This window comes from Arthrobacter sp. Leaf69 (assembly GCF_001422645.1).
GTDB lineage: Bacteria > Actinomycetota > Actinomycetes > Actinomycetales > Micrococcaceae > Arthrobacter.
On the sequence record NZ_LMLR01000010.1, the window covers coordinates 167,546 to 187,169 of the forward strand.

Below are 19,624 nucleotides of genomic sequence, written 5' to 3' on the forward strand. Positions count from 1 at the left end.
GCGCTCTCGGCTTGGTTGCTTAGGTTTGGCTAACCTACAGTTTTTCGTAGTGAGCACGCCCTAACTTCCCCGCTCACAGGGGGATAGGGTCCCTACGAACTTCCTTGCAGAAAGTAGCCCCATGAAGATCCGCAACAATGCGCTGGCCGGTATCGCGCTGGCCGCGACCGCCGCGCTCGGCCTGGCCGCCTGTGGCTCCGGCGCCTCGACTTCCCCCAGCAGCAGCGCCGCCGCTGACGGCAAGATCTCCGGCGAGATCACGGTCTACAACGCCCAGCATGAATCCCTGACGCAGGAATGGGTGGACGCGTTCACCGCGGAAACCGGCGTCAAGGTCACCCTGCGCCAGGGCTCGGACACCGAGATGTCCAACCAGATCATCCAGGAGGGCCAGGCGTCCCCGGCCGACGTTTTCCTCACCGAAAATTCCCCGGCGATGGCCCAGGTGGAAAACGCCGGCCTCTTCGCCGACGTCGACAAGGCCACCATCGACCAGGTGCCCGCCGAATTCCGGCCCTCCACCAACAAGTGGACCGGCATCGCGGCCCGCTCCACGGTGCTGGTCTATGACAAAACCAAGCTCACCGAGGACCTGCTGCCCAAGTCCATGCTGGACCTGGCCAAGCCGGAGTGGAAGGGCAAGTGGGCGGCCTCGCCGTCCGGCGCCGACTTCCAGGCGATCGTCTCCGCCCTGCTCGAACTCAAGGGCGAAGCTGCCACTGAGGAATGGCTCAAGGGCATGAAGGAGAACTCCAAGGCCTACAAGGGCAACAGCACGGCCATGAAGGCAGTCAACGCCGGCGAGGTCGATGCCGCCCTGATCTACCACTACTACTACTACGGCGACCAGGCCAAGACCGGCGAGAACTCCAAGAACGTCGCCCCGTACTACTTCAAGAACCAGGACCCGGGCGCGTTTGTGTCCGTTTCCGGCGGCGGGGTGCTGCAGTCCTCGAAGAACGCGGCGGCGGCCCAGGCCTTCGTCAAGTTCATCACCGGCAAGAAGGGCCAGGAGATCCTCCAGAAGGGCACGTCCTTCGAGTACGCCATCGCCTCCGATGTCCCGGCGAACGAGAAGCTGGTCCCGCTGGCGGAACTGGAGGCCCCCACTGTGGATCCGGCCAAGCTCAACTCCGCAAAGGTCACCGAGCTGATGACCAAGGCAGGACTGCTGTAACCAGGTGACAACCAAGGTGGCGGCTCCCCGGACGTCCGGGAGCACGGCGACGGCGGGCAGGGGCACACGCCCCCGCCCGCCTTTCGGCGTATCCGCAGTGTCCGTCCTGGCCGTCCTCATTGCCCTGTTCTCCCTGATCCCGCTGGGCTACGTCATCGTGATGACGGCCGCCACGGGGTGGGAGACCGCTGTTGCCCTGATTTTCCGGGAGCGGGTGGGTGAGCTCCTGCTCAACACAGTGCTGCTGATGGCGATCACCGTGCCGCTCTGCCTGGCCCTGGGCGTGGGCGGGGCCTGGCTGGTGGAACGGACCACGCTCCGGGGGCACAAGTGGTGGGCCGTCCTGCTCGCCGCACCGTTGGCCATCCCGGCGTTCGTCAACAGCTACGCCTGGGTCTCCGCGGTCCCGTCACTCGAGGGCCTGTGGTCCGGTGTGCTGATCGCCACGCTCTCCTATTTCCCGCTCGTGTACATCCCGGCCGCGGCCACGCTCAGCCGGCTGGACCCGGCCATTGAGCAGTCCGCCGCCGCCTTGGGGCTCGGCGCCTGGCGCACGTTCTTCCGGGTGGTGCTGCCGCAGCTGCGTATCGCGATGACGGGCGGCGCGCTGCTCGTGTCCCTGCACCTGCTGGCCGAGTATGGCGCCTTCGCGATGATCCGCTTCGACACGTTCACCACCGCCATCATGGTGCAGTACCAGTCCACGTTCAACGGCACCGCCGGGAACATGCTGGCCAGTGTCCTCGTGTTCCTCTGCCTGATCCTGCTCCTGATCGAAGTCCGCAGCCGCGGCAGTGCCCGGTACGCCAGGATCGGCTCGGGTGCCCAGGCCGGCGCCCTGCGTCTTCCGCTGCACGTCTACCAGCTTCCGGCCCAGCTGTTCCTGGCGGCGCTCACGGCGCTGGCCTTCGGGCTGCCACTGACCTTCGTGCTGCGCTGGATCGTAGCCGGCGGCCCGGAGATCTGGGCCGCGGACGAGTTCCTGCCGGCCCTGCTGCAGACCCTCATGTACGGCCTCGCCGGCGCCCTGGCCACCACCGTCGTCGCCTTCCCGATGGCGTACCTGGCCGTGCGGCACCCCAGCTGGTTCAGCAAGGCCCTGGAGCTGTCCAACTACATCACCAGTTCCCTGCCGGGGATCGTTGTGGGCCTGGCCTTCGTGACGGTCAGCATCAAGGCGGCCCCGGACCTGTACCAAACGACGGCGCTGCTGATCGCGGCCTACGTGTTGCTTTTCCTCCCGCGCGCGCTGGTCAATATCCGCTCCGGCCTGGCCCAGGCGCCCAAGGAACTCGACGAGGCCGCCCAGGCGCTCGGCAAGCCGCCGCTGCTGGCGTTCCTCCGGGTCACGCTGCGGCTCACCGCCCCGGCCGCCGCGGGCGGCGCCGCCCTGGTGTTCCTGGCGATCGTGAACGAACTCACCGCAACACTGCTGCTCTCCCCCAACGGCACCCGGACGCTCGCCACCGAGTTCTGGAGCAAGAGCAGCGAAATCGACTACGCCGGCGCCGCGCCCTACGCCCTGCTGATGATCCTGATTTCGGCACCGATGACCTACCTTCTCTTCCAGCAGTCCAAGAAAGCAGCGGGACAGTGACCGACTACAGCCCCTCCCGGCTCCCGGAACCGCGGATCGCCGCGTCCGTGGCCACCAGCACCAACAGCCATCTGGAAATCGACTCCGTCACCAAGAACTTCGGCTCCCAGGCCGTCCTCCAGGGAGTCAACCTTTCGGTGGCCAAGGGAGGCACGACAGCGATCGTGGGTCCCTCCGGCTCCGGCAAGACCACGTTGCTGCGCCTGATCGCCGGATTTGAGCACCCGGACAGCGGCAGCATTTCGCTCAGCGGCAGCAAAGTGGCCGGCGGAGGCGTCTGGGTCCCGGCGCACAAACGCCACGTGGGCTACGTGGCGCAGGACGGTGCACTCTTTCCGCACCTGAACGTCGGGCAGAACATCTCCTTCGGCCTCGACGCCGCCAAGCTCCCCGGCGGGCACCGCGGCGTGAAGTCCCGCGTGGCCGAACTCCTCGAGATGGTCTCGCTGGACCCTGCCATGGCCAAGCGCCGCCCGCACGAACTCTCCGGCGGGCAGCAGCAGCGGGTGGCCTTGGCCCGCGCCCTCGCCCGCGAACCGGAACTGATGCTGCTGGACGAACCGTTCTCCGCGCTGGACGCCGGACTGCGCGTGGCCACGCGCCGGGCGGTGGGCAAGGTGCTCCACGACGCCGGTGTCACCACCATCCTGGTCACCCATGACCAGGGCGAGGCGCTGTCGTTCGCGGACCAGGTGGCGGTGATGCGCGGCGGTCGGCTAGCGCAGATCGGCAACCCGTTCATCGTCTACACGCGCCCGGCGGACCGCGCCACCGCTGAATTCCTGGGCGACGCCGTCATCCTCGACGCGTGGATGGAAGGCTCCCTGGCCACGTGCTCCCTGGGCGGCATCCCCGTGCGCCGGCCCCCGGCGCAGGGCCGGGTCCAGCTCATGCTCCGCCCGGAGCAGATCCGGATCGCCGAGGACGGCCCCATCCGCGGCGTCGTCGTGGACACGGATTACTTCGGGCCGGAAACCACCGTGCGGCTCAAGCTCGCCGTCCCGCCCGTCCTCGCGGCCGGCGCCGTGGCCGACCACCGCTATCCCGGCGGCGGCGAAATCATCACCATCCGGCACTGGAACGCCTCGATCGCCCGCCCCGGAACGGAGCTGTGCCTCCGCGTCGTCGGCGAGGCAGTGGCTTTCCCGGTGGAGGACCTGCCGCCGGCCTAGCGGCTGCCCGAACGGCCGCCCGTTCACCGGCTGGCCTTCGCAGGCCTTAGCCGGCCTTTGCAATAACAGGGCGGTTGTTCCCCGCGGGGCCCGTTGAGCCGGTCCTGCTCCCGGCATAGGGTGGGGCGCATGACAGTTCAGCCAGCGCTCCACCGCCAGCACTGCTCCGTGGCCGCCCCCACCCAGTTGTGGCTCGACGCCGACGGTCGGCTGGCCAGCGTCCCCGGCGGCACGGGCTCCTCGAGCGCAGCGGGCGGCGGCTGGTTCACAGGCCTGCTGCACGGGGACACCCGGATGCTGTGCCGGGCGGAGGTCCGGGTGAACGGCATGGAGCCGGAGCCCGCCACGGTCGAGGCAGAGGCCGGCGGTGTGCTGCGCGTGCGTGGACTGGTCCGCGGCATCCCGGGGCCGACGGAGGATCCCGCCGTCGAACTGCTTCAGATCTGGACGGTCACGCCCGGCGTCGTCCGGCACTCCCTTCACCTGGCCACCTCCCTCGAGTCACTGGACGTGGAAATCGAAATCCAGCTCGCCGCGGACTTCACCGACATGGCCGCCATCCGTCTCAGCCGCTTCCGCGATCCCGCCGAGCCGTTCTCGGCGGACGATTCGACGCTGCGCTGGCGCGACGGCGGACGGACCCTGACGGTAGCGGCCCCCGGCAGTGTCGCCGCCGGCGAAAGGCTCGTCTGGCGCGGCACGGCAGGGCGGGGACGCCCGTTCGAAGCGGAATGGCAGGCCGTGCTGGCCGACAGCGACGATGCCGTCGTGGCGGCCCGGCCGCCAGCCGCACGCCGGGTCCGCGCCGAGCCGTCGGGCGCCTTGGGCCTGCTGCTGGACAACGCCCTGGACGATCTCGCGGGTCTCCGCCTGGCAACCCGGAAGCTGCCCGACGCGCCGTTCCTCGCCGCGGGGGCGCCCTGGTATTTCACCTTGTTCGGACGCGACTCGCTCTGGGCCGCCCGGATGCTGCTGCCGCTGGACGCTGGGCTCGCCGCCGGAACCCTGCGCACCCTGGCCGCGTTCCAGGGCACCCGGCATGACCTGGGCGCCGCCGAGGAACCCGGCAAGATCCTGCATGAGCTCCGGTCCAAGGAGCTCGTTCTGGAGAGCCAGGGCCTGCGCCTGCCGCCCGTGTACTACGGCGCAGTGGATTCCACCCCGCTGTGGCTGTGCCTGCTGGCCGAACTGGGCCAGGCCGGACTGGACGACGCCACGGTCCGTTCGCTGCTGCCCAGCGCAGCGCATGCGGTGGAGTGGCTGCTGGCCGCCGGGGGTGCGCCGGGCAGCCCGAACGGCGGGTTCCTCAGCTATCAGGACGCTACGGGCCACGGCCTCAGCAACCAGGGCTGGAAGGATTCCGGGGACGCCATGCAGTTCCGCGACGGCCGCCAGGCGGACGGCCCGATCGCGCTGGCCGAGGTCCAAGGCTACGCCTACCAGGCCGCCGTCGACACGGCCGATCTCTTCGATGCCTACGGCGAACCAGGCGGCCAGGCGCTGCGGGACTTTGCCGAAGCGCTACAGCAGAATTTCCGCGAGCGCTTCTGGGTCGAGGATTACGGCGGCCCCTTCCCTGCCATGGCCCTCGACGGGCACGGCGAGCCGCTGGACATCCCGGGCTCCAACATGGGGCATCTGCTGGGCACCGGCATCCTGGATGCTTCCGAAGCCCGCCTCGTGGCGGACCGGCTGCTGAGCCCCGAACTGTTCTCCGGTTACGGGGTGCACACGATTTCCCGTCGGGCCGCTGGCTTCTGGCCCTTCAGCTACCACTGCGGTTCGGTCTGGAGCCACGACACCGCGATCGCGGTCCGGGGGTTGCTCGCCGAGGGTTTCCTGGCCGAAGCCCGGACCATCGCCGAGGGGCTGCTTTCCGCGTCCGGCGCTTTCGGCCACCGCCTGCCGGAACTGTTCGCGGGCATCACGGCGGAGGAGGCGGGGCACGCGGTGCCGTATCCGGCGTCGTGCCACCCGCAGGCGTGGTCCTCGGCGTCCGCCGTCGTGATCGCACAGGCCATGGGCGTCGGGTTCTAGGGTCCGCGGACCACGGTCCGGGTGCAGGCCGCGGGCCGCCGTCAGGGCGCCGGCGGACGTTTTTTCTGCGGGTAGGGCGTTTCGTGCCGGGCGAGCATCTCGACGAAACCCGCGATCTTCTTCTCCCGGGTGGCGGCCTGCTTGACGCCGTCGGTCCGGTAGATCAGGGCGAACCTGTTCACCGAGGTCAGGACGTCGAACATCGCCTGCGCCCGCGGTACGTCCGCGATGGCAGCGGCGAGATCCGCCGGCACTTCGGCCTCCGCCGCTCCGGAGTAGGCGGCTTCCCAGCGGCCGTCCGCCTTTGCGCTGTCGACGGCGGCGCGTCCCGCGGGAGCCATCCGCCCGGCGGCCTCGAGGCGCCCGATCCGCTCCACGTTCCGGGCGGACCACACACTTTTGGGTCCCCGGCGGGTCATCCGCTGGAACGAGCTCTCCTCATCGCGGCGCCGTCCCTGCCCGTCGATCCAGCCGAAACACAGGGCTTCCTGCAGGGCGGCCTCGTAGTCCAGCTCCGTCACGGCGCCGCCCTTCCTATGCAGCACCAGCCAGACGCCGGGACTGTCCGCGTGGTGTTCCTCCAGCCAGGCGCGCCACTGCACCGCGTCCTTCACCAGCAGTTCCTCGAGTTCAGCAGCCATGGCACCATTGTGCTCCGCACTGGCCCGTTCCGGCCGCTTTGGTGGGACGATATCCCTGAGAGCCGGAATCCGTTCCAACCTTGAGGAGCAACGATGCTGCGTGTCCGCCCGATCCACTTCACCTCCCGTCTTGATGAATGGGAGCGGCTACTCACGGGCCTGGGCCTGGTCAAGACAGTTGACGAGCCCACCTGGCGGGAGTTCGACGCCGGTTCCGGCCGCCTCGCCCTCCACGTCGCCGAACTGGGCTCGCCCGAGGACGGCAGCACCTCCCTGGGCGTCGAGGTGGGAGACCTGAAGGAGTTCGCCCGCCGGACCAAGGAGGCAGGGGCCGCCGAGTCCACCATGTCCGGCGGCACCACCGCCGAGCTCATCGAGGCGGACCATGGTCCGTCCTGCCGCATCACGGCCGCGGACGGTTTCAGTTTCCTGGCCGATCCGGCCGCCCGCGCCGGCGATGGCAGCTGGGGCGGGTCACCGGAGGCGGACCCGGGCGTCGCCGTCGTCGGCGTCTGGTTCGCAGAAGACGCCGTCGCCGCGGCCCAAACCCTGCGCAACATCGGCGCGCGGCCCCGCCCGGTCCCGGGCAGCGGCGGTTCCGCCGGCGGCGATGCCGACGCGGACACGGCCGAGTCGGAAGCGTTCACGGCGAAAAACGGCGGGGTCCTGATGGTCGGTGCCGGAACCGGGGCCGGCAGCGCCGGCCTGGGCTTCGAATACGCCGGTGACCTTGGCGCCCTGCGTCAGCGCCTGGAGGAGGCTGGACACGAGGCGGCGATCATCGAGGAGGCTGCCGTCCCCACCCTTCACGTGGCCAACCCCGATGCGGGCGGCACCGCCGCCCGGCCGCCGCTCTGGATATCCGCGGCGCCCGCTGCCGGGTGATGATGCGGCGCAGGGTGCCGGCTGCCGGTTGAGGACGCGGCCGGAGTCAGTCCTCGAGCGCCCCGTTGCACAGGCGGTTGACGACTTCGGTGAGCATCGTCAGCCCGGCTACGATGTCCTCGTCTCTGGTGTATTCGTGCTCGTTGTGGGAGATCCCGTCCACGCTGGGCACAAAGAGCATCACGGTCGGCACGAGGTCCTTCATGTTGGTCGAATCGTGGCCGGCCAGGGTCATAACCTGCTTGTTCGACAGGCCCAGGTCCGCCGCGACCTTGGCAGCCAGTTCCACGCCCTCGGGCTGGTAGGGCGTCACGGGCCAGGAGTGGCCGTGGTTGCGTTCAACGGTAACGTTCGCCAGCCGCTCGATCTCGGGGATCCGCGCGTGCAGCAGCGCGTCCGCCTCAGCAAGGACCGCTTCATCGGCGCTGCGCAGGTCCAGGAGCAGGTTGACCCGGGACGGCACCACGACGGGCGAGTTCGGGTACACGGTCAGCTGCCCCACGGAGGTGTGCAGCACGCCGGGGAAGGCGTCGGCGAGTTCCCGGGCGGCGACCACCATCATGGAGGCGCCCAGCAACGCGTCTTTCCGGTCCGCGATCACGGTGGAGCCCGTATGGGCCTGCTCGCCGTGGACCACGAACTCGTATTTGTTGGCCGCCCAGTTGGAGCTCACCAGGCCGATCGTGATCCCTTCGCGCTCCATGCTCCGGCCCTGCTCGATGTGGATTTCAGCGCAGTAGGCGGCTTCGGGGCCCTCATAACTGCCACGGCAGCCGATCGCGTCTAAGGCATCGCGGACCGAGACTCCCGCCGCGTCCGTGGTGGCCAGCGCGGTTTCGAGTTCGAGTTTGCCGGTGTAGACGGACGAGCCCATCATGGACGGTTTGAAGCGGGAGCCCTCCTCGTTGAACCAGTTGACCACCGCGATGTTGAACCGGGGCTGCCCGGCGGGTCCGGCCGCTGCCCACTGCTCCACGAGCCGGAACGCTGCGTGGGCCGCGGCGAGCACGCCGTACGCGCCGTCGTAGCGTCCCGCCGTCGGCTGGGAATCCATGTGCGAACCCACCACCACGAAAGGGGCCCCCGGCACGGCCTCGTACAGGCCCCACTGGTTGCCGGCCCGGTCGAACTCGACGGTGAACCCCCGGGCCTCCAGCAGGCCCGTGAGCCATTGCCGCTGCTCGCCGTCCGGCACGCTGGCGGCCTGCCGTTCGACGCCGCCGTTCGCGGTAGCGCCGAACGCGCTCATGATGTGGAAGTCCCGCACAAATGCGGCGTCGCGGGTGCTGAAGCTGGTCTGAGTGGTCACGGTGTTCCCCTATGAACGGTTGGAGGCTGGGCTGAGGCTGGGAGTGGTTACGGCGGAGTCGTCCGCCGGCCGGGGCTGCAGGCCGGGCGTCCGGAACGTGAACCTACCCCCGACGGCGGTGGCCAGGACCTCGAGCTCCGCGATGCTGCCGGCGGAAAGCGGGGACCCGGAGAGGACGGTAAAGTCGGCGAGTTTTCCGGGGATCAACGAGCCTTTGAGGTGCGATGCGCCGGTGGCCGCCGCGGCTTCCGTGGTGTATGCCGCCAGGGCCTGGAACGGGCTCAGCCGTTCGTCCGGGTTGCCGAACACGTTGCCGGAGGCGGTGCGCCGGTCCACGAAGGCTTGCATGCCCCGGAGCACGTTTCCGTCCGCCACGGGCCGGTCGGAGCTGCCGGCGAGCGTCACCCCCGCGGCAAGGAACGACGCCGCACGGTAAGCCCAGCCCAGCCGTTCCGGACCGAGCGAGGCGGTCATGCCGTCCCCGCCGTCGAAGAAGAAGCTGGCCTGCGGGGTGACGGCGATGTCCGCGGCGGCCAGCCGGTGCAGCTGCTCCGGCCGGGTCATCGAGGCGTGTTCGATCCGGTTGGGCACGGCCCGCCGGCCGTACTTCGCGGCGCAGTCCGTGATGATGTCGATCGCGAGATCGACGGCGCGGTCACCGATGGCGTGGGCAGCGATGGACCAGCCCGCCGCGTAGGCGGCCTCGATTTTCGTCCGGAGCTCCTCCGGTTCGGCCTGGAAATATCCGGTGTTGCCGGTGTTGTCCGTTCCGCCGTGGCTGCAGTAGTCCTGGCTGACCGCAGCCGTTTCGCCCAGCAGGGAGCCGTCCAGGAACACCTTCGCCGGGCCCAGCGACAGGAATTCGCCGCCGAAGCCGCTGGTGATGCCCAGGTCCAGGCCGGCCGTTGCCGCGTCCGGCGGGTTCTGGCCGCCCAGGGGGTGCAGCACGTCCAGGACCGGCATCACCTGCGCCCGGGCGTGGAGCCGGCCCGCCGACGCTGCCCGTTGGTAGGCGGCCAACTCCACCGGGCTGTGGCCGATCCAGCCGCCGCCGATCCCCGCCTCGGTAAAGCTGGTGATGCCCTCCGCGGCGTAGTAGCTGGTGGCCCGGTCCAGCGCGGCTTCGATGGCCTCGCTGGAATACGGCAGGATCAGCTGCTGGATCAGCTGCTGGGCCGTTTCCTGGACCAGCCCCGTGGGCCGGCCGGCGGCGTCGCGGACTATCACGCCGCCGTCGGGGTCCGGGAACGACGCCTGGTCGGCGCCGGCCAGGCGGAGCGCGGCGGTGTTGACGATGGCCATGTGGCCGGAGTTGTGCCGCATGAACAGCGGCCGGTTCCCCGTGATCCGGTCCAGGACGGTAATGTCCGGGAATTCGCCGCCGTGCTGCTGCTGGCTGAAGCCGGTGGCGAGAAGCCAGTCCGGTGCCGGCGCTGTGGCACGGGGCTCTGTCCCTTGTCCTGCGGAACTGACCGCGGCGCCGTCCGCGGCCATGCCGGCCTCCAGAAGGGCGTAGAGCTGGTTCAGCCCGCGCGCGGCGGAGACGTCCAGTTCGCCGAGGCCAAGACCGAACCACGTGGTGTGGCAGTGCGCGTCAATGAAGCCGGGGGTCACGGTGGCGCCGGCGAGGTCCAGGACCTCGGCCGCTTCCAGCCCGTCCAGGTCATCATCGAGGCCCACAATCCGGCCCTGCCAGATTCCCAGCGAGGTGGCATGCGGGCGGCGCTCGTCCATGGTGATGATGTCCGCGTTGCGCAGCAACAGATCGAGTTTCATGGGATACCTAGCGTGGTTCTCAGCGGTGGGAGGTGGTGACTGACTTGATGCGGGTGTAGTCCTCCAGGCCAAAGACGGAGAGGTCCTTGCCGGTGCCGGAGTGCTTGAAACCGCCGTGCGGGGCCTCGGCGGGGATCACCTGGTGGCAGTTGATCCAGACGGCGCCGAAGTCCAGCTCGTTGGATACCCGGGTGACGACGCCGTGGTTGTTCGACCAAACGCTGGAGGCGAGCGCGTACTTCGTCCCGTTGGCGAGTTCGATGGCTTCCGCCTCCGTGGCGAACGGCTGCACTGTGACAACGGGTCCGAAGATCTCCTCGCAGACCACCTCGTCGGACTGGAAGACCCCGTCGATCACGGTCGGTTCGAAGTGGAACCCGGCGCCGGTGCGCTTGCCCCCGGCGAGGACCCTGGCGTTTGCGGGGAGCCGGGACATAAAGCCCTCCACCCGGTCCAGCTGCGCGGCGCTGTTCAGCGGTCCCAGATCCGCGGCGTCGCCGCCGACCTGCAGCGCGGCGGCCGCGTCGGCGAGCGCTGTGCCGAACTCGTGGTGGATGGATTCCTCCACAAGCACACGGGTGACGGCGGTGCAGTCCTGTCCGGCGTTGAAGAACGCGCCGAGCGCAATCTCCCGGGCCGCCAGGTCAATGTCGGTGTCGGCGAAGACGATCGCGGGTGCCTTGCCGCCGAGTTCCAGGTGAACGTCTTTGAGGGTCTTCGACGCCGCGGACATCACCTGCGCCCCGGCCCGGGTGGAGCCGGTGATGGATACCATTTCCGGGATCTCGTGCTCCACCATGGCGGCCCCGGTCCCCCGGCCGCCGCAGATCACATTCACGACGCCGGCCGGGTAGGCTTCCTGCGCCAGCTCGCCCAGGATGAGGGTGGACCAGGGGGTGGTGTCCGCCGGTTTCAGCACCAGGGTGTTGCCGGCGGCGAGCGCCGGTCCGATCTTCCAGATGGCCATCATGAACGGGTAGTTCCACGGGGTGATCTGGGCGACCACGCCGAGGGGTTCCCGCCGGACGGTGGAGGAGAAGCCGCGGACGTATTCGGTCTGCGCGGTTCCGGACACCACGCGGCAGGCGCCGGCAAAGAAGCGCAGCTGGTCTGCTCCGCGGAGGATCTCGAGCTCGCGGGTGACCGGGCGGGGTTTGCCGGTGCAGGCCACCTCGGCGTCCAGGAGCCGGTCGGCGTTGGCTTCGATGAGGTCGGCGAGCCTGAGCATCATGGCCTGGCGTTCGGCCGGGGTGGTCCGCTTGTAGCTCTGGAAGGCGGTGTGGGCGGCCTGGAAGGCACGGTCCACGGTGGCGGCGTCGCTGTCCGGGGCGGTGCCGAGCTGGACTCCGGAGGCGGGGTCGAAGAACGGCAGGGTGGACCCGGCCGAACCGTCGGCGGCACTGCCTGGGACGATCTCACCGTTGATGATGTTGTGCAGGGTGATCATGGCGGGCTCCGGTCAGTTGCTGGCAGTTTTGGGTGAGCGGGTGGCGGGGTCCTGCGGGAGGTGCAGGACCGCCGGCAGCCCGGATTCGACGGCGCGGCGGAAGGCGGCGCCGAAGTCCTCAGTCTTCTCCACGCGTTCGCCGTAGCCGCCGTAGGACCGGGCCAGCGCGGCGAAGTCCGGGTTGGTCATGTGGGTGCCCGAGGGGCGGCCCGGGTAGTGGCCTTCCTGGTGCTCCCGGATGGTGGCGAAGATGCCGTTGTCCACCACCAGGGCGATGAACTTCCCGCCATGGCCCATGGCCGTGGCCATCTCCTGGCCGTTCATCAGGAAGCACCCGTCGCCGGCCACGGAGATCACCTGGCGGCCGGGGTAGGCCAGGGAGGCGGCCACCGCCGCCGGGATCCCCATGCCCATGGCGCCGTTCCGGGGCGCGGCGAGCGAGTTCGCCGTGTTGTGCTTCAGGTAGCGGGCCGGCCACAGCGAGTGGTTCCCGGCGCCGTAGGTGATGACGGCGTCGTCATCCATTTCCTGCTTGAGGATTTCCATCACGACGGCGAGGTCCACATGGGTGCCCCCGTCCGGCTGTGCCGTGGAGAATTTCTCATAGTCGGCGCGGGCGCCGGCCAGCCAGCCGGGCTCGGGTTCCACGGCGGATTCCGTCGCGGCGAGGGCCGTGGCGAAGGACGTCACGTGGGCGGGAATGTGCTGGTCCAGCCGGCCGAAGTGGCCCAGCAGATCGGCGCCGGGGTGGACGACGACCGTGACGGCGTCCAGTCCGCGCTTGTAGCCGTCGGAGAGCACGTCGGCGCGGACGCAGCCGACGAAGACGAGCAGGTCGGCATCGTCGAGGCGGCGGGCGTTGGCGTCGCTGCGGGCGTAGCCGAGGTAGCCGGCGTAGGAGTCGCTGCCGTGCGGGACGGCATCATAGGCGCGGAAATCCGCGAGCACGGGGACGCCGTGGCGGGAGGCCCAGCCGGCCAGCGCGTCCGAGGAAGCCTGGTCCCAGCCTTCGCCGCCCACCACGATCAGGGGTTTCCTGGCCGCGGCCAGCTTCGTCTCCAGACCGGCCAGGTCCGCCATGGCGGGTTCGCTCCGGGCCACGGTGCGGGGCTCGACGGTTCCGGACTCGATGGCGTGGACCAGCACGTCTTCGGGCAGGCCGATCACCACGGGCCCGGGACGGCCGCTGAGCGCCGTGAAGATGGCGTCGTCCACCACGCGGGCGGCGGAAGCGGCGTCGTCGAGCGTCACCACTTTTTTCGCTGTGCTGCCGAACCAGGCGTTGATATCGAATTCCTGGAACGACTCCCGGCCGCGGTCCGCGACCGGGATGAGGCCGACGAACAGGATCATGGGGGTGGCGTCCTGGTGCGCGGTGTGGATGGCGATGAAGGCGTTGGCGGCGCCGGGGCCCCGGGTCACCATGGCCACGCCCGGCAGCTCCGTGAGCCGGCCTTCGGCGAGCGCCATGAAGCCGGCGCCGCCTTCATGGCGCGTCACCACGGTTTCTATCGAGGAACCGTGCAGGCCGTCCAGCACGTCCAGGAAGCTTTCGCCGGGGACGCCGTAGACGCGCTGGATGCCGGCCCGTTCGAGCTGGGCAACAATCAGGTGCCCGGCGGTGGTCGATGTTGTTTGTGGCGTGCTCAATGCTTCATGCCCTCTTCTTCGATGCTGAGCGCGGGGAGGAAGATCCCGGACAGGGCTGTCATCACGGAGACGACCAGCAGGATGATGGCGCCGGGCCAGAACGAGTTGCCGTTGGCGGCCACCAGGGCCGTCGCGATCAGCGGCACAAAGCCGGAGATGACGCCGGCGCTGTTGGAGGTGATGGCGACGCCGGTGTACCGGACCTTCGTGGCGAAGAGAGCGGTGAGGGCCGTGCCGGACACCGCGTACGGGACGGACAGGGTGCACACACCGATGATCATGGCGGTGATGACCAGGGCCGGGATGGCGGTGTCGATGGCCAGGAAGACCGGGACGGCCACCAGCGCGGAGGCAACGCCGCCCCAGAGGATCACCTTGCTGGCGCCGTACTTCTCGCCCATGCGGCCGGCCCAGATGAGGACGAAGATCTCGAAGACCGCGGCGAGGAGCGAACCCAGCAGCAGGGTTTCATAAGGCATTTTGAGGACCTTGGTGCCGTAGAAAACCACGAAGCTGGTGATGAGGTAGAAACCGCCGATGCCGAGCAGCGCGGAGCACATGCCCACCAGGATCTGGCGCCAGCTCTTCGTCAGCACGCCGCGGATGGGGGCGTGCTCGGTCTCGCCGGACTCCATCAGCGCTTCGAATTCCGGGGACTCGCTGAGCTTGCTGCGGATCCACAGGGAGATGGCCAGCAGCGGGATCGCCGCAATGAACGGGACGCGCCAGCCCCAGGCGTCGAAGTCGGCCTGGCCCACCAGGTAGAGCATGCCGAAGAAGCCGCCCGAGGAGAGGATGGTGCCAATCGGTGAACCGATCTGCGGCAAGGCGGCGTAACGTGCACGTTTGGCGACCGGGGCGTTTTCGACGGCGATGATCACCGCGCCGCTCCACTCGCCGCCGACGGCCAGGCCCTGCAGGATCCGCAGCGCCACCAGGATGATGGGGGCTGCGACGCCGATGGTCATGTAGTTCGGCAGGAGGCCGATCAGGCCGGTCACGACGCCGATGCCCACGATGGTGACCATCAGGATCTTCTTCCGCCCCACCTTGTCCCCGAGGGCGCCGAAGATGAAGCCGCCGATCGGGCGGGCCACGAAGCCCACGGCCAGTGTGGCGAAGGAGCTCATCGCCGAGACGAAGGGGTCCTGGGACACGAAGTACTGCGCGTTGAACACCAGGGCCGCGGCGGTGGTGAACAGGAAGAAGTCGTACCATTCCAGCGCCGTTCCGACGAGGGCCGCGAGGGCGACTTTCTTGGCCACGCTCTCATCGACGGGCCCTGGCGACTGCGGGCTGGCGATGGTGGTGGCGTTGCTTGCGCTACTTGCCATGATTACTCCAAAGAAATGTGACTGGTCTTTGCGGTTGCCGGTGCGCTCTCCCCATCCGGGGATAAATCCGGCTCCGGGAGGATGCTTCCGTGGGGTGTGATTGGGCTCACCCGGGTGCTTCGTTCCATTCTGCCAGTAGCTTTTTCCAAAATAACTAGCAGTGTGTCACGCATACCGGACCCTAGAATGTGAGAATGCACAATTTTGAATCACCGGGTGCCGAGGTCCGCTGGAGTGAGCTGGTGGACCAGCTCGAGGGACGGCTGGACATCCTGGCCCAGGCTTTCACCGCCCGGGTGCGGCAAATCCCGGAGTATGGCGAGAGCCAGGTGACGGTCCCGGAAATCCGGGACACGGCGCGGGAAACGTTCCGCCGGCTCATCCACGGGCTGCGGAGCGGCCCGGAGGACACGGCACGGGACGGGCTGCTCGCCTTTGCCTCGGACCTCGGGTCCAAGCGCGCCCGGGCCGGGATCCCGCCGGAGTCCTTGACCTCGGCCGTGCGACTGGATTTCAGCATCCTGTGGGCGGACCTGCTGGAGATCGCCGCGCCGGAGGACGCCGGCCTGCTCGCCTCCCGGGTGGATCTGGTCTGGCGGGTCGTCGACGAATTCGCCACCCGGACCCACATGAGCTACCTGACCGAGCGGGTGGGCATGGCCCAGGAAGAGTCCAGCATCCAGCGCGAATTCATCGCGCGGCTCTTCAACCAAAGCACACCCTCGGCGGAAACGTCCGCCCAGGTCGGTTCGGCCCTGGGTATCGGTCCTGATGTGCGATGCGGCCTCGTCGCTGCCAGCGGCGAAGCCGGTGCGCGCCTCCGTGCCGCGGCCACGCAGTTCGGCTCCGCCCAGCGCCGCCACAAGATCTTCCTCCACGAATCCGGCGGAAACACCTACCTGTTCTGGCCGCTGCCCCCGCGCGCGGCCCGGGCGGCGCGGAGCATGGCGCTGCAGTTGCCCCCGGCCCTGGCGGACATCCCCTGCGGCTACGTGCCGGAGGTGTACGGGCTGCGGGGTCTCCCCGCCGCCGCCCGGACGGCAGAAAGCCTGGCCGCCCTGCTTCGCCCGGCCGATTCCGGGCCCCTCTCCGCGGATGCCGCGTGGACCCGGCTGGCGCAGCAGAACCTCCAGGATGCCGGCCTCGACCTCGCCGCCCAACTGGATGAGGCACTGGAGGAATGCCGCGGCGGGGAACGCGAACGCCTCACGGAGACGGTGCAGCACTATCTGTCGACCGGCAACATCACGGCAACGGCCGAACAGCTGTTCTGCCACCGGAACACCATCCTCAACCGGATTAACCGCTTCGAGGAACTGACCGGAATCGACCTCACGGTCCCTGCCCAGGCGGCCCGGCTGGTGGTGGCCTGGGCCTAGCCATTGTGTGAACGCACACTTCGGGGCGGTTTCTGGTGGGATTTTCGCCATTGAGCTGTGATCCCCAACACAGGAGAGTTGGCTACTACCTTGCATCGGACACTCGTCCCCGCACCCCATCTGGAGATACTGATGGCTCAACTGGTAGAAACCACCTCCCCCGCCGCTGCCCGGCTAGACCTGGTCAAAATGCGCAAGATCGCCCTCGCGAGTGTCATCGGCACCACCGTCGAGTGGTACGACCTCTTTGTGTTCGGCACAGCCTCCGCGCTGGTGTTCAACAAGATCTTCTTCCCCAGCTTTGACCCGATCGTCGGCACCATGCTCGCCTTCGGAACGTTCGCCTCCGCCTATGTGGCCCGCATGGTGGGCGCCATCATCTTCGGCCACTTCGGGGACCGGCTGGGCCGGAAGTCCATGCTGCTCATTTCGCTGCTGACCATGGGCGCCGCCACCTTCGCGATCGGCCTGCTGCCGGACTACAACAGCATCGGCATCATGGCGCCGCTGCTCCTGCTCTTCCTGCGCGTCATCCAGGGCCTGGCCCTGGGCGGCGAATGGGGCGGCGCCGTCCTGATGACGGTGGAGCATGCTCCCCCGTCCCGGCGCGGGTTCTACGGCTCGCTGGTCCAGGTGGGCGTCCCCGCCGGAACCCTGATCGCCAACGTCGCGTTCCTCATCGTCGCCTCAAGTGTGAGCACCGAAGACCTCCTCGCCTGGGGCTGGCGCATCCCGTTCCTGGCCTCCGCGCTGCTCGTGGCGGTGGGCATCTACATCCGGCTGCACATCGAGGAAACCCCGTCGTTCCAGGCGGTCAAGGAAGCCGGCGCCAAGGCCAAGCTGCCCTTCGCGGCCCTCATGGCCAAGTACTGGAAGCAGGTCATCCTCGGCGGTGTCGCCACCCTGTCCACCGGCAGCACCTTCACGTTGCTCGTCGCCTCGGGTGTGGCGTACGGCAAGAAGGAACTGGGCCACTCCGAGGCCCTCATGCTGTGGGTGGTGCTGGCGGCCTGCGCCCTGTGCTTTGTCCTGATCCCCTTCTTCGGCCAGCTTTCTGACAAGTACGGCCGCAAGCCGATCATCTACGCCGGTGTTGCCGCCGAAGCCTTGTTCGCCTTCCCGATGTTCTGGCTCATGGACACGAAGTCGGTGCCGCTGCTCTTCGTCGCCTACCTGGCCATGATGACGGCCTTCGCCGCCAACTACGGCCCGATCGCCACCTTCCTCGCCGAACTGTTCGGTTCCAAGGTCCGGTACTCCGGGCTGTCCGTCGCCTACATGCTGTCCGGGCTCCTCGGCAGCGCCGCGACGCCGTTCATCACCACGTGGCTGCTCGGTGTGACCCACCAGAGTTCCTCCATCGCGTGGTACATCATGGCCGCCTCCCTCGTCTCACTGGGCGCCTTGTTCGTCCTGACCGAAACCCGGCACGGCAACATCGACGCCGTCGACATGGCCCCCGCCGACGCCGTCGAAGCGGAGGCCGCCAAATGACCGGTGCCCCCGGCCTTCTTCCTGCGGACCTTCCCGCCGGCCTTCCCGCTGTTCCTCCCGTAAACGGAACTGTCCGCCGGATCGCACAGATCCCGGGGGGCGCGGCCGCCGTCGGCCCGTTCTCCCAGGCGGTCGTCGCCAACGGTTTCGTCTTCACCGCCGGCCAGATTCCCGCGATCAGCGGGCTGGATGACCAGCCGGACACGTTCGAGGACCAGGTTCGCCAGACCATCCTCAACCTCCAGTCAGTACTGGAGGCCGCAGGGTCGGGCCTGGAGCACGTGGTCAAGGTCAACGCCTACCTCACCGATCCCGGACGTCTCGACGACTACAACCGGGTCTACTCGGAGTTCTTTGGAACGGCCAGGCCTGCGCGGACCACGGTCTGCGTGAGCCTGTGGGGGGTGGCGCTGGAAATCGACTGCGTCGCCGTGGTTGCCGGCGCGACCGCCCCGGTGAACCAGTGAGCGGCGGGAACGCCGTGCGCGCCCGGCTCACCGAGCGGCTCGGCGAGGGGCCGGATGGGGGCCTCAGGGAAGGCCTCGCCGCCGTCAGCTACCCCACGATCGGGCACTTCCTGGAGGACGGGTTCGTGGATCCGGCCATCCGGTCGCTGCTCGACGGCGTCAAGGTGGCGGGCCCGGCGGTCACGGTGCGCATCGCGGACTGTGACGCGTACGCCATGAACCGGGCCCTGCTGGAGCTGTACCCGGGGGCGGTGCTGGTGGTGGACATGTCCGGTGACCACCGGCACGCCCCCGTGGGCGCGGTCACCGCGGCAGCGGCCACAGCGCAAGGCGCCGCCGGCGTCGTCGTCGACGGCGTGGCCACCGACATCCTGGAACTTCGGGCCACCGGCCTGCCGGTTTTCGCCCGCGGTACCTCGTGCCTGACCACCAAACGGGTCCGCAGCGGCGGCTCCGCCGTGAACGTGCCGGTGCAGTGCGGAGGCATCCGCGTCCGGCCCGGCGACTGGGTGCTGGGGGACGACAACGGCGTGATCGTCCTGTCCCCGGAGGCGGCGGCCGAGGTCCTGGGGCGGGCCCTGGCTTCCGACGCCGCCGAACCGGCGCTGCTGGCACGGATCGCCGCCGGGGAACCCCTGGAATCGGTGCTCGCCACCTAACGACGGCGCAGGGTTCGGGTCAGGGATGGGGTAGAACTTAACCATGAACGTTCGCACTCCTGACCCGAACCCCGGCTGGCTCTCCGACGATGACTTGTTCGAGGCCCGCGGCCGGTTGCCCATGGTCTACGTCGAGGCCGTCCCGGTCCGGCTGGATCCGCTCGGGTTTGTGAACGAGGTCGGCACGCTCCTGCAGGCCGACGAGGACGGCAACATGATCCGCTCGCTGGTTTCCGGCCGGGTGCTGTACCGGGAGACCATCCGCGCCGCCCTGTTGCGCCACATGGAGAAGGACCTGGGCCCGCTCGCGTTCCCGCAGCTGCCCATCAGCCCGGTGCCGTTCACGGTGGCCGAGTACTTCCCGTCCCCGTCCCACACGGGCTTCACCGACGACCGCCAGCACGCGGTCGCGCTGGCGTACATCATCCCGGTCACCGGCGAATGCTCCCCGCGCCAGGACGCGCTGGAACTGACGTGGATGACGCCGCAGGAAGTTATGAGCTCGGACGTCCAGCTCGAATTCAGCGGTGGCCGCGGCGCCTTGATCCGGCAGGCCCTGGCCTTCGCCGGCGTCGGGAACTGACCGCAGCCGGCTGCGGC

Annotated in this window: 16 protein-coding genes; 10 read left to right on the top strand and 6 right to left on the bottom strand. The window is 69.0% G+C overall.

All coding sequences use genetic code 11. The features are described 5' to 3' along the window. Positions 1-121: 121 nt before the first annotated feature. From ASE96_RS06085 to ASE96_RS06100, 4 genes are all read left to right on the top strand, one after another. The gene (locus ASE96_RS06085; protein WP_056427504.1) at positions 122-1,177 is read left to right on the top strand and encodes an iron ABC transporter substrate-binding protein; all 1,056 of its coding nucleotides are present in this window, start codon (positions 122-124) and stop codon (positions 1,175-1,177) included. A gap of 4 nt (positions 1,178-1,181) precedes the next feature. Beyond that, on the top strand, positions 1,182-2,774 hold the full coding sequence (locus ASE96_RS06090; RefSeq protein WP_200913003.1) for an ABC transporter permease: 1,593 nt from the start codon (positions 1,182-1,184) through the stop codon (positions 2,772-2,774). Then, positions 2,771-3,946, top strand: coding sequence for an ABC transporter ATP-binding protein (locus tag ASE96_RS06095; protein WP_200913004.1), 1,176 nt, complete (start codon positions 2,771-2,773; stop codon positions 3,944-3,946). The genes ASE96_RS06090 and ASE96_RS06095 overlap by 4 nt, the downstream gene beginning before the upstream one ends. A gap of 129 nt (positions 3,947-4,075) precedes the next feature. After that, positions 4,076-5,983, top strand: coding sequence for a glycogen debranching N-terminal domain-containing protein (locus tag ASE96_RS06100; RefSeq protein WP_082492613.1), 1,908 nt, complete (start codon positions 4,076-4,078; stop codon positions 5,981-5,983). A 41-nt stretch (positions 5,984-6,024) separates the two neighbouring features. Here the strand turns inward: ASE96_RS06100 and ASE96_RS06105 are convergent, their stop codons facing one another. Further along, the gene (locus ASE96_RS06105; RefSeq protein ID WP_056427515.1) at positions 6,025-6,624 is read right to left on the bottom strand and encodes a YdeI/OmpD-associated family protein; all 600 of its coding nucleotides are present in this window, start codon (positions 6,622-6,624) and stop codon (positions 6,025-6,027) included. A gap of 93 nt (positions 6,625-6,717) precedes the next feature. On the opposite strand from ASE96_RS06105, the gene ASE96_RS06110 reads away from it, so the two are divergent. Further along, a complete protein-coding gene (locus ASE96_RS06110) occupies positions 6,718-7,509 on the top strand; it encodes a hypothetical protein (protein WP_056427518.1) in 792 nt (263 codons plus the stop codon). A gap of 46 nt (positions 7,510-7,555) precedes the next feature. Here the strand turns inward: ASE96_RS06110 and ASE96_RS06115 are convergent, their stop codons facing one another. The 5 genes from ASE96_RS06115 to ASE96_RS06135 are packed head-to-tail and all read right to left on the bottom strand — an operon-like array spanning position 7,556 to position 15,025. After that, the gene (locus ASE96_RS06115; protein ID WP_082492614.1) at positions 7,556-8,818 is read right to left on the bottom strand and encodes a M20 family metallo-hydrolase; all 1,263 of its coding nucleotides are present in this window, start codon (positions 8,816-8,818) and stop codon (positions 7,556-7,558) included. 9 nt (positions 8,819-8,827) lie between these two features. Next, positions 8,828-10,594, bottom strand: a complete 1,767-nt coding sequence (locus ASE96_RS06120) for an amidohydrolase (protein WP_056427521.1) — start codon at positions 10,592-10,594, stop codon at positions 8,828-8,830. Positions 10,595-10,613: 19 nt separating this feature from the next. Then, positions 10,614-12,041, bottom strand: coding sequence for a gamma-aminobutyraldehyde dehydrogenase (locus tag ASE96_RS06125; protein WP_056427524.1), 1,428 nt, complete (start codon positions 12,039-12,041; stop codon positions 10,614-10,616). Between the two features lie 12 nt (positions 12,042-12,053). Beyond that, entirely contained in the window at positions 12,054-13,691 is a 1,638-nt protein-coding gene (locus tag ASE96_RS06130; protein WP_056427527.1) for a thiamine pyrophosphate-dependent enzyme, read from the bottom strand. Then, entirely contained in the window at positions 13,688-15,025 is a 1,338-nt protein-coding gene (locus ASE96_RS06135) for an MFS transporter (RefSeq protein ID WP_056427530.1), read from the bottom strand. The genes ASE96_RS06130 and ASE96_RS06135 overlap by 4 nt, the downstream gene beginning before the upstream one ends. Before the next feature lie 194 nt (positions 15,026-15,219). Here ASE96_RS06135 and ASE96_RS06140 point away from each other — a divergent pair, with 194 nt between their 5' ends. The 5 genes from ASE96_RS06140 to ASE96_RS06160 all read left to right on the top strand — a co-directional run bounded on the left by ASE96_RS06140 (position 15,220) and on the right by ASE96_RS06160 (position 19,607). After that, positions 15,220-16,404, top strand: coding sequence for a PucR family transcriptional regulator (locus ASE96_RS06140; RefSeq protein ID WP_056427533.1), 1,185 nt, complete (start codon positions 15,220-15,222; stop codon positions 16,402-16,404). 132 nt (positions 16,405-16,536) lie between these two features. After that, entirely contained in the window at positions 16,537-17,898 is a 1,362-nt protein-coding gene (locus ASE96_RS06145) for an MFS transporter (RefSeq protein ID WP_056427536.1), read from the top strand. Then, entirely contained in the window at positions 17,895-18,365 is a 471-nt protein-coding gene (locus tag ASE96_RS06150) for a RidA family protein (RefSeq protein ID WP_082492615.1), read from the top strand. The genes ASE96_RS06145 and ASE96_RS06150 overlap by 4 nt, the downstream gene beginning before the upstream one ends. Continuing rightward, positions 18,362-19,024, top strand: a complete 663-nt coding sequence (locus ASE96_RS06155; RefSeq protein ID WP_235500154.1) for an RraA family protein — start codon at positions 18,362-18,364, stop codon at positions 19,022-19,024. Before ASE96_RS06150 ends, ASE96_RS06155 begins: the two co-directional genes overlap by 4 nt. A 43-nt stretch (positions 19,025-19,067) precedes the next feature. Next, positions 19,068-19,607, top strand: coding sequence for an NUDIX hydrolase family protein (locus ASE96_RS06160; protein WP_056427539.1), 540 nt, complete (start codon positions 19,068-19,070; stop codon positions 19,605-19,607). Positions 19,608-19,624: the final 17 nt, after the last annotated feature.

Excerpts from the sequence above, each read along its gene's own strand:
- ASE96_RS06085 (WP_056427504.1), top strand. The coding sequence starts at position 122 with ATGAAGATCCGCAACAATGCGCTGGCCGGTATCGCGCTGGCCGCGACC.
- ASE96_RS06100 (WP_082492613.1), top strand. The coding sequence starts at position 4,076 with ATGACAGTTCAGCCAGCGCTCCACCGCCAGCACTGCTCCGTGGCCGCC.
- ASE96_RS06105 (WP_056427515.1), bottom strand. The coding sequence starts at position 6,624 with ATGGCTGCTGAACTCGAGGAACTGCTGGTGAAGGACGCGGTGCAGTGG.
- ASE96_RS06110 (WP_056427518.1), top strand. The coding sequence starts at position 6,718 with ATGCTGCGTGTCCGCCCGATCCACTTCACCTCCCGTCTTGATGAATGG.
- ASE96_RS06120 (WP_056427521.1), bottom strand. The coding sequence starts at position 10,594 with ATGAAACTCGATCTGTTGCTGCGCAACGCGGACATCATCACCATGGAC.
- ASE96_RS06125 (WP_056427524.1), bottom strand. The coding sequence starts at position 12,041 with ATGATCACCCTGCACAACATCATCAACGGTGAGATCGTCCCAGGCAGT.
- ASE96_RS06135 (WP_056427530.1), bottom strand. The coding sequence starts at position 15,025 with ATGGCAAGTAGCGCAAGCAACGCCACCACCATCGCCAGCCCGCAGTCG.
- ASE96_RS06140 (WP_056427533.1), top strand. The coding sequence starts at position 15,220 with ATGCACAATTTTGAATCACCGGGTGCCGAGGTCCGCTGGAGTGAGCTG.
- ASE96_RS06145 (WP_056427536.1), top strand. The coding sequence starts at position 16,537 with ATGGCTCAACTGGTAGAAACCACCTCCCCCGCCGCTGCCCGGCTAGAC.
- ASE96_RS06150 (WP_082492615.1), top strand. The coding sequence starts at position 17,895 with ATGACCGGTGCCCCCGGCCTTCTTCCTGCGGACCTTCCCGCCGGCCTT.
- ASE96_RS06160 (WP_056427539.1), top strand. The coding sequence starts at position 19,068 with ATGAACGTTCGCACTCCTGACCCGAACCCCGGCTGGCTCTCCGACGAT.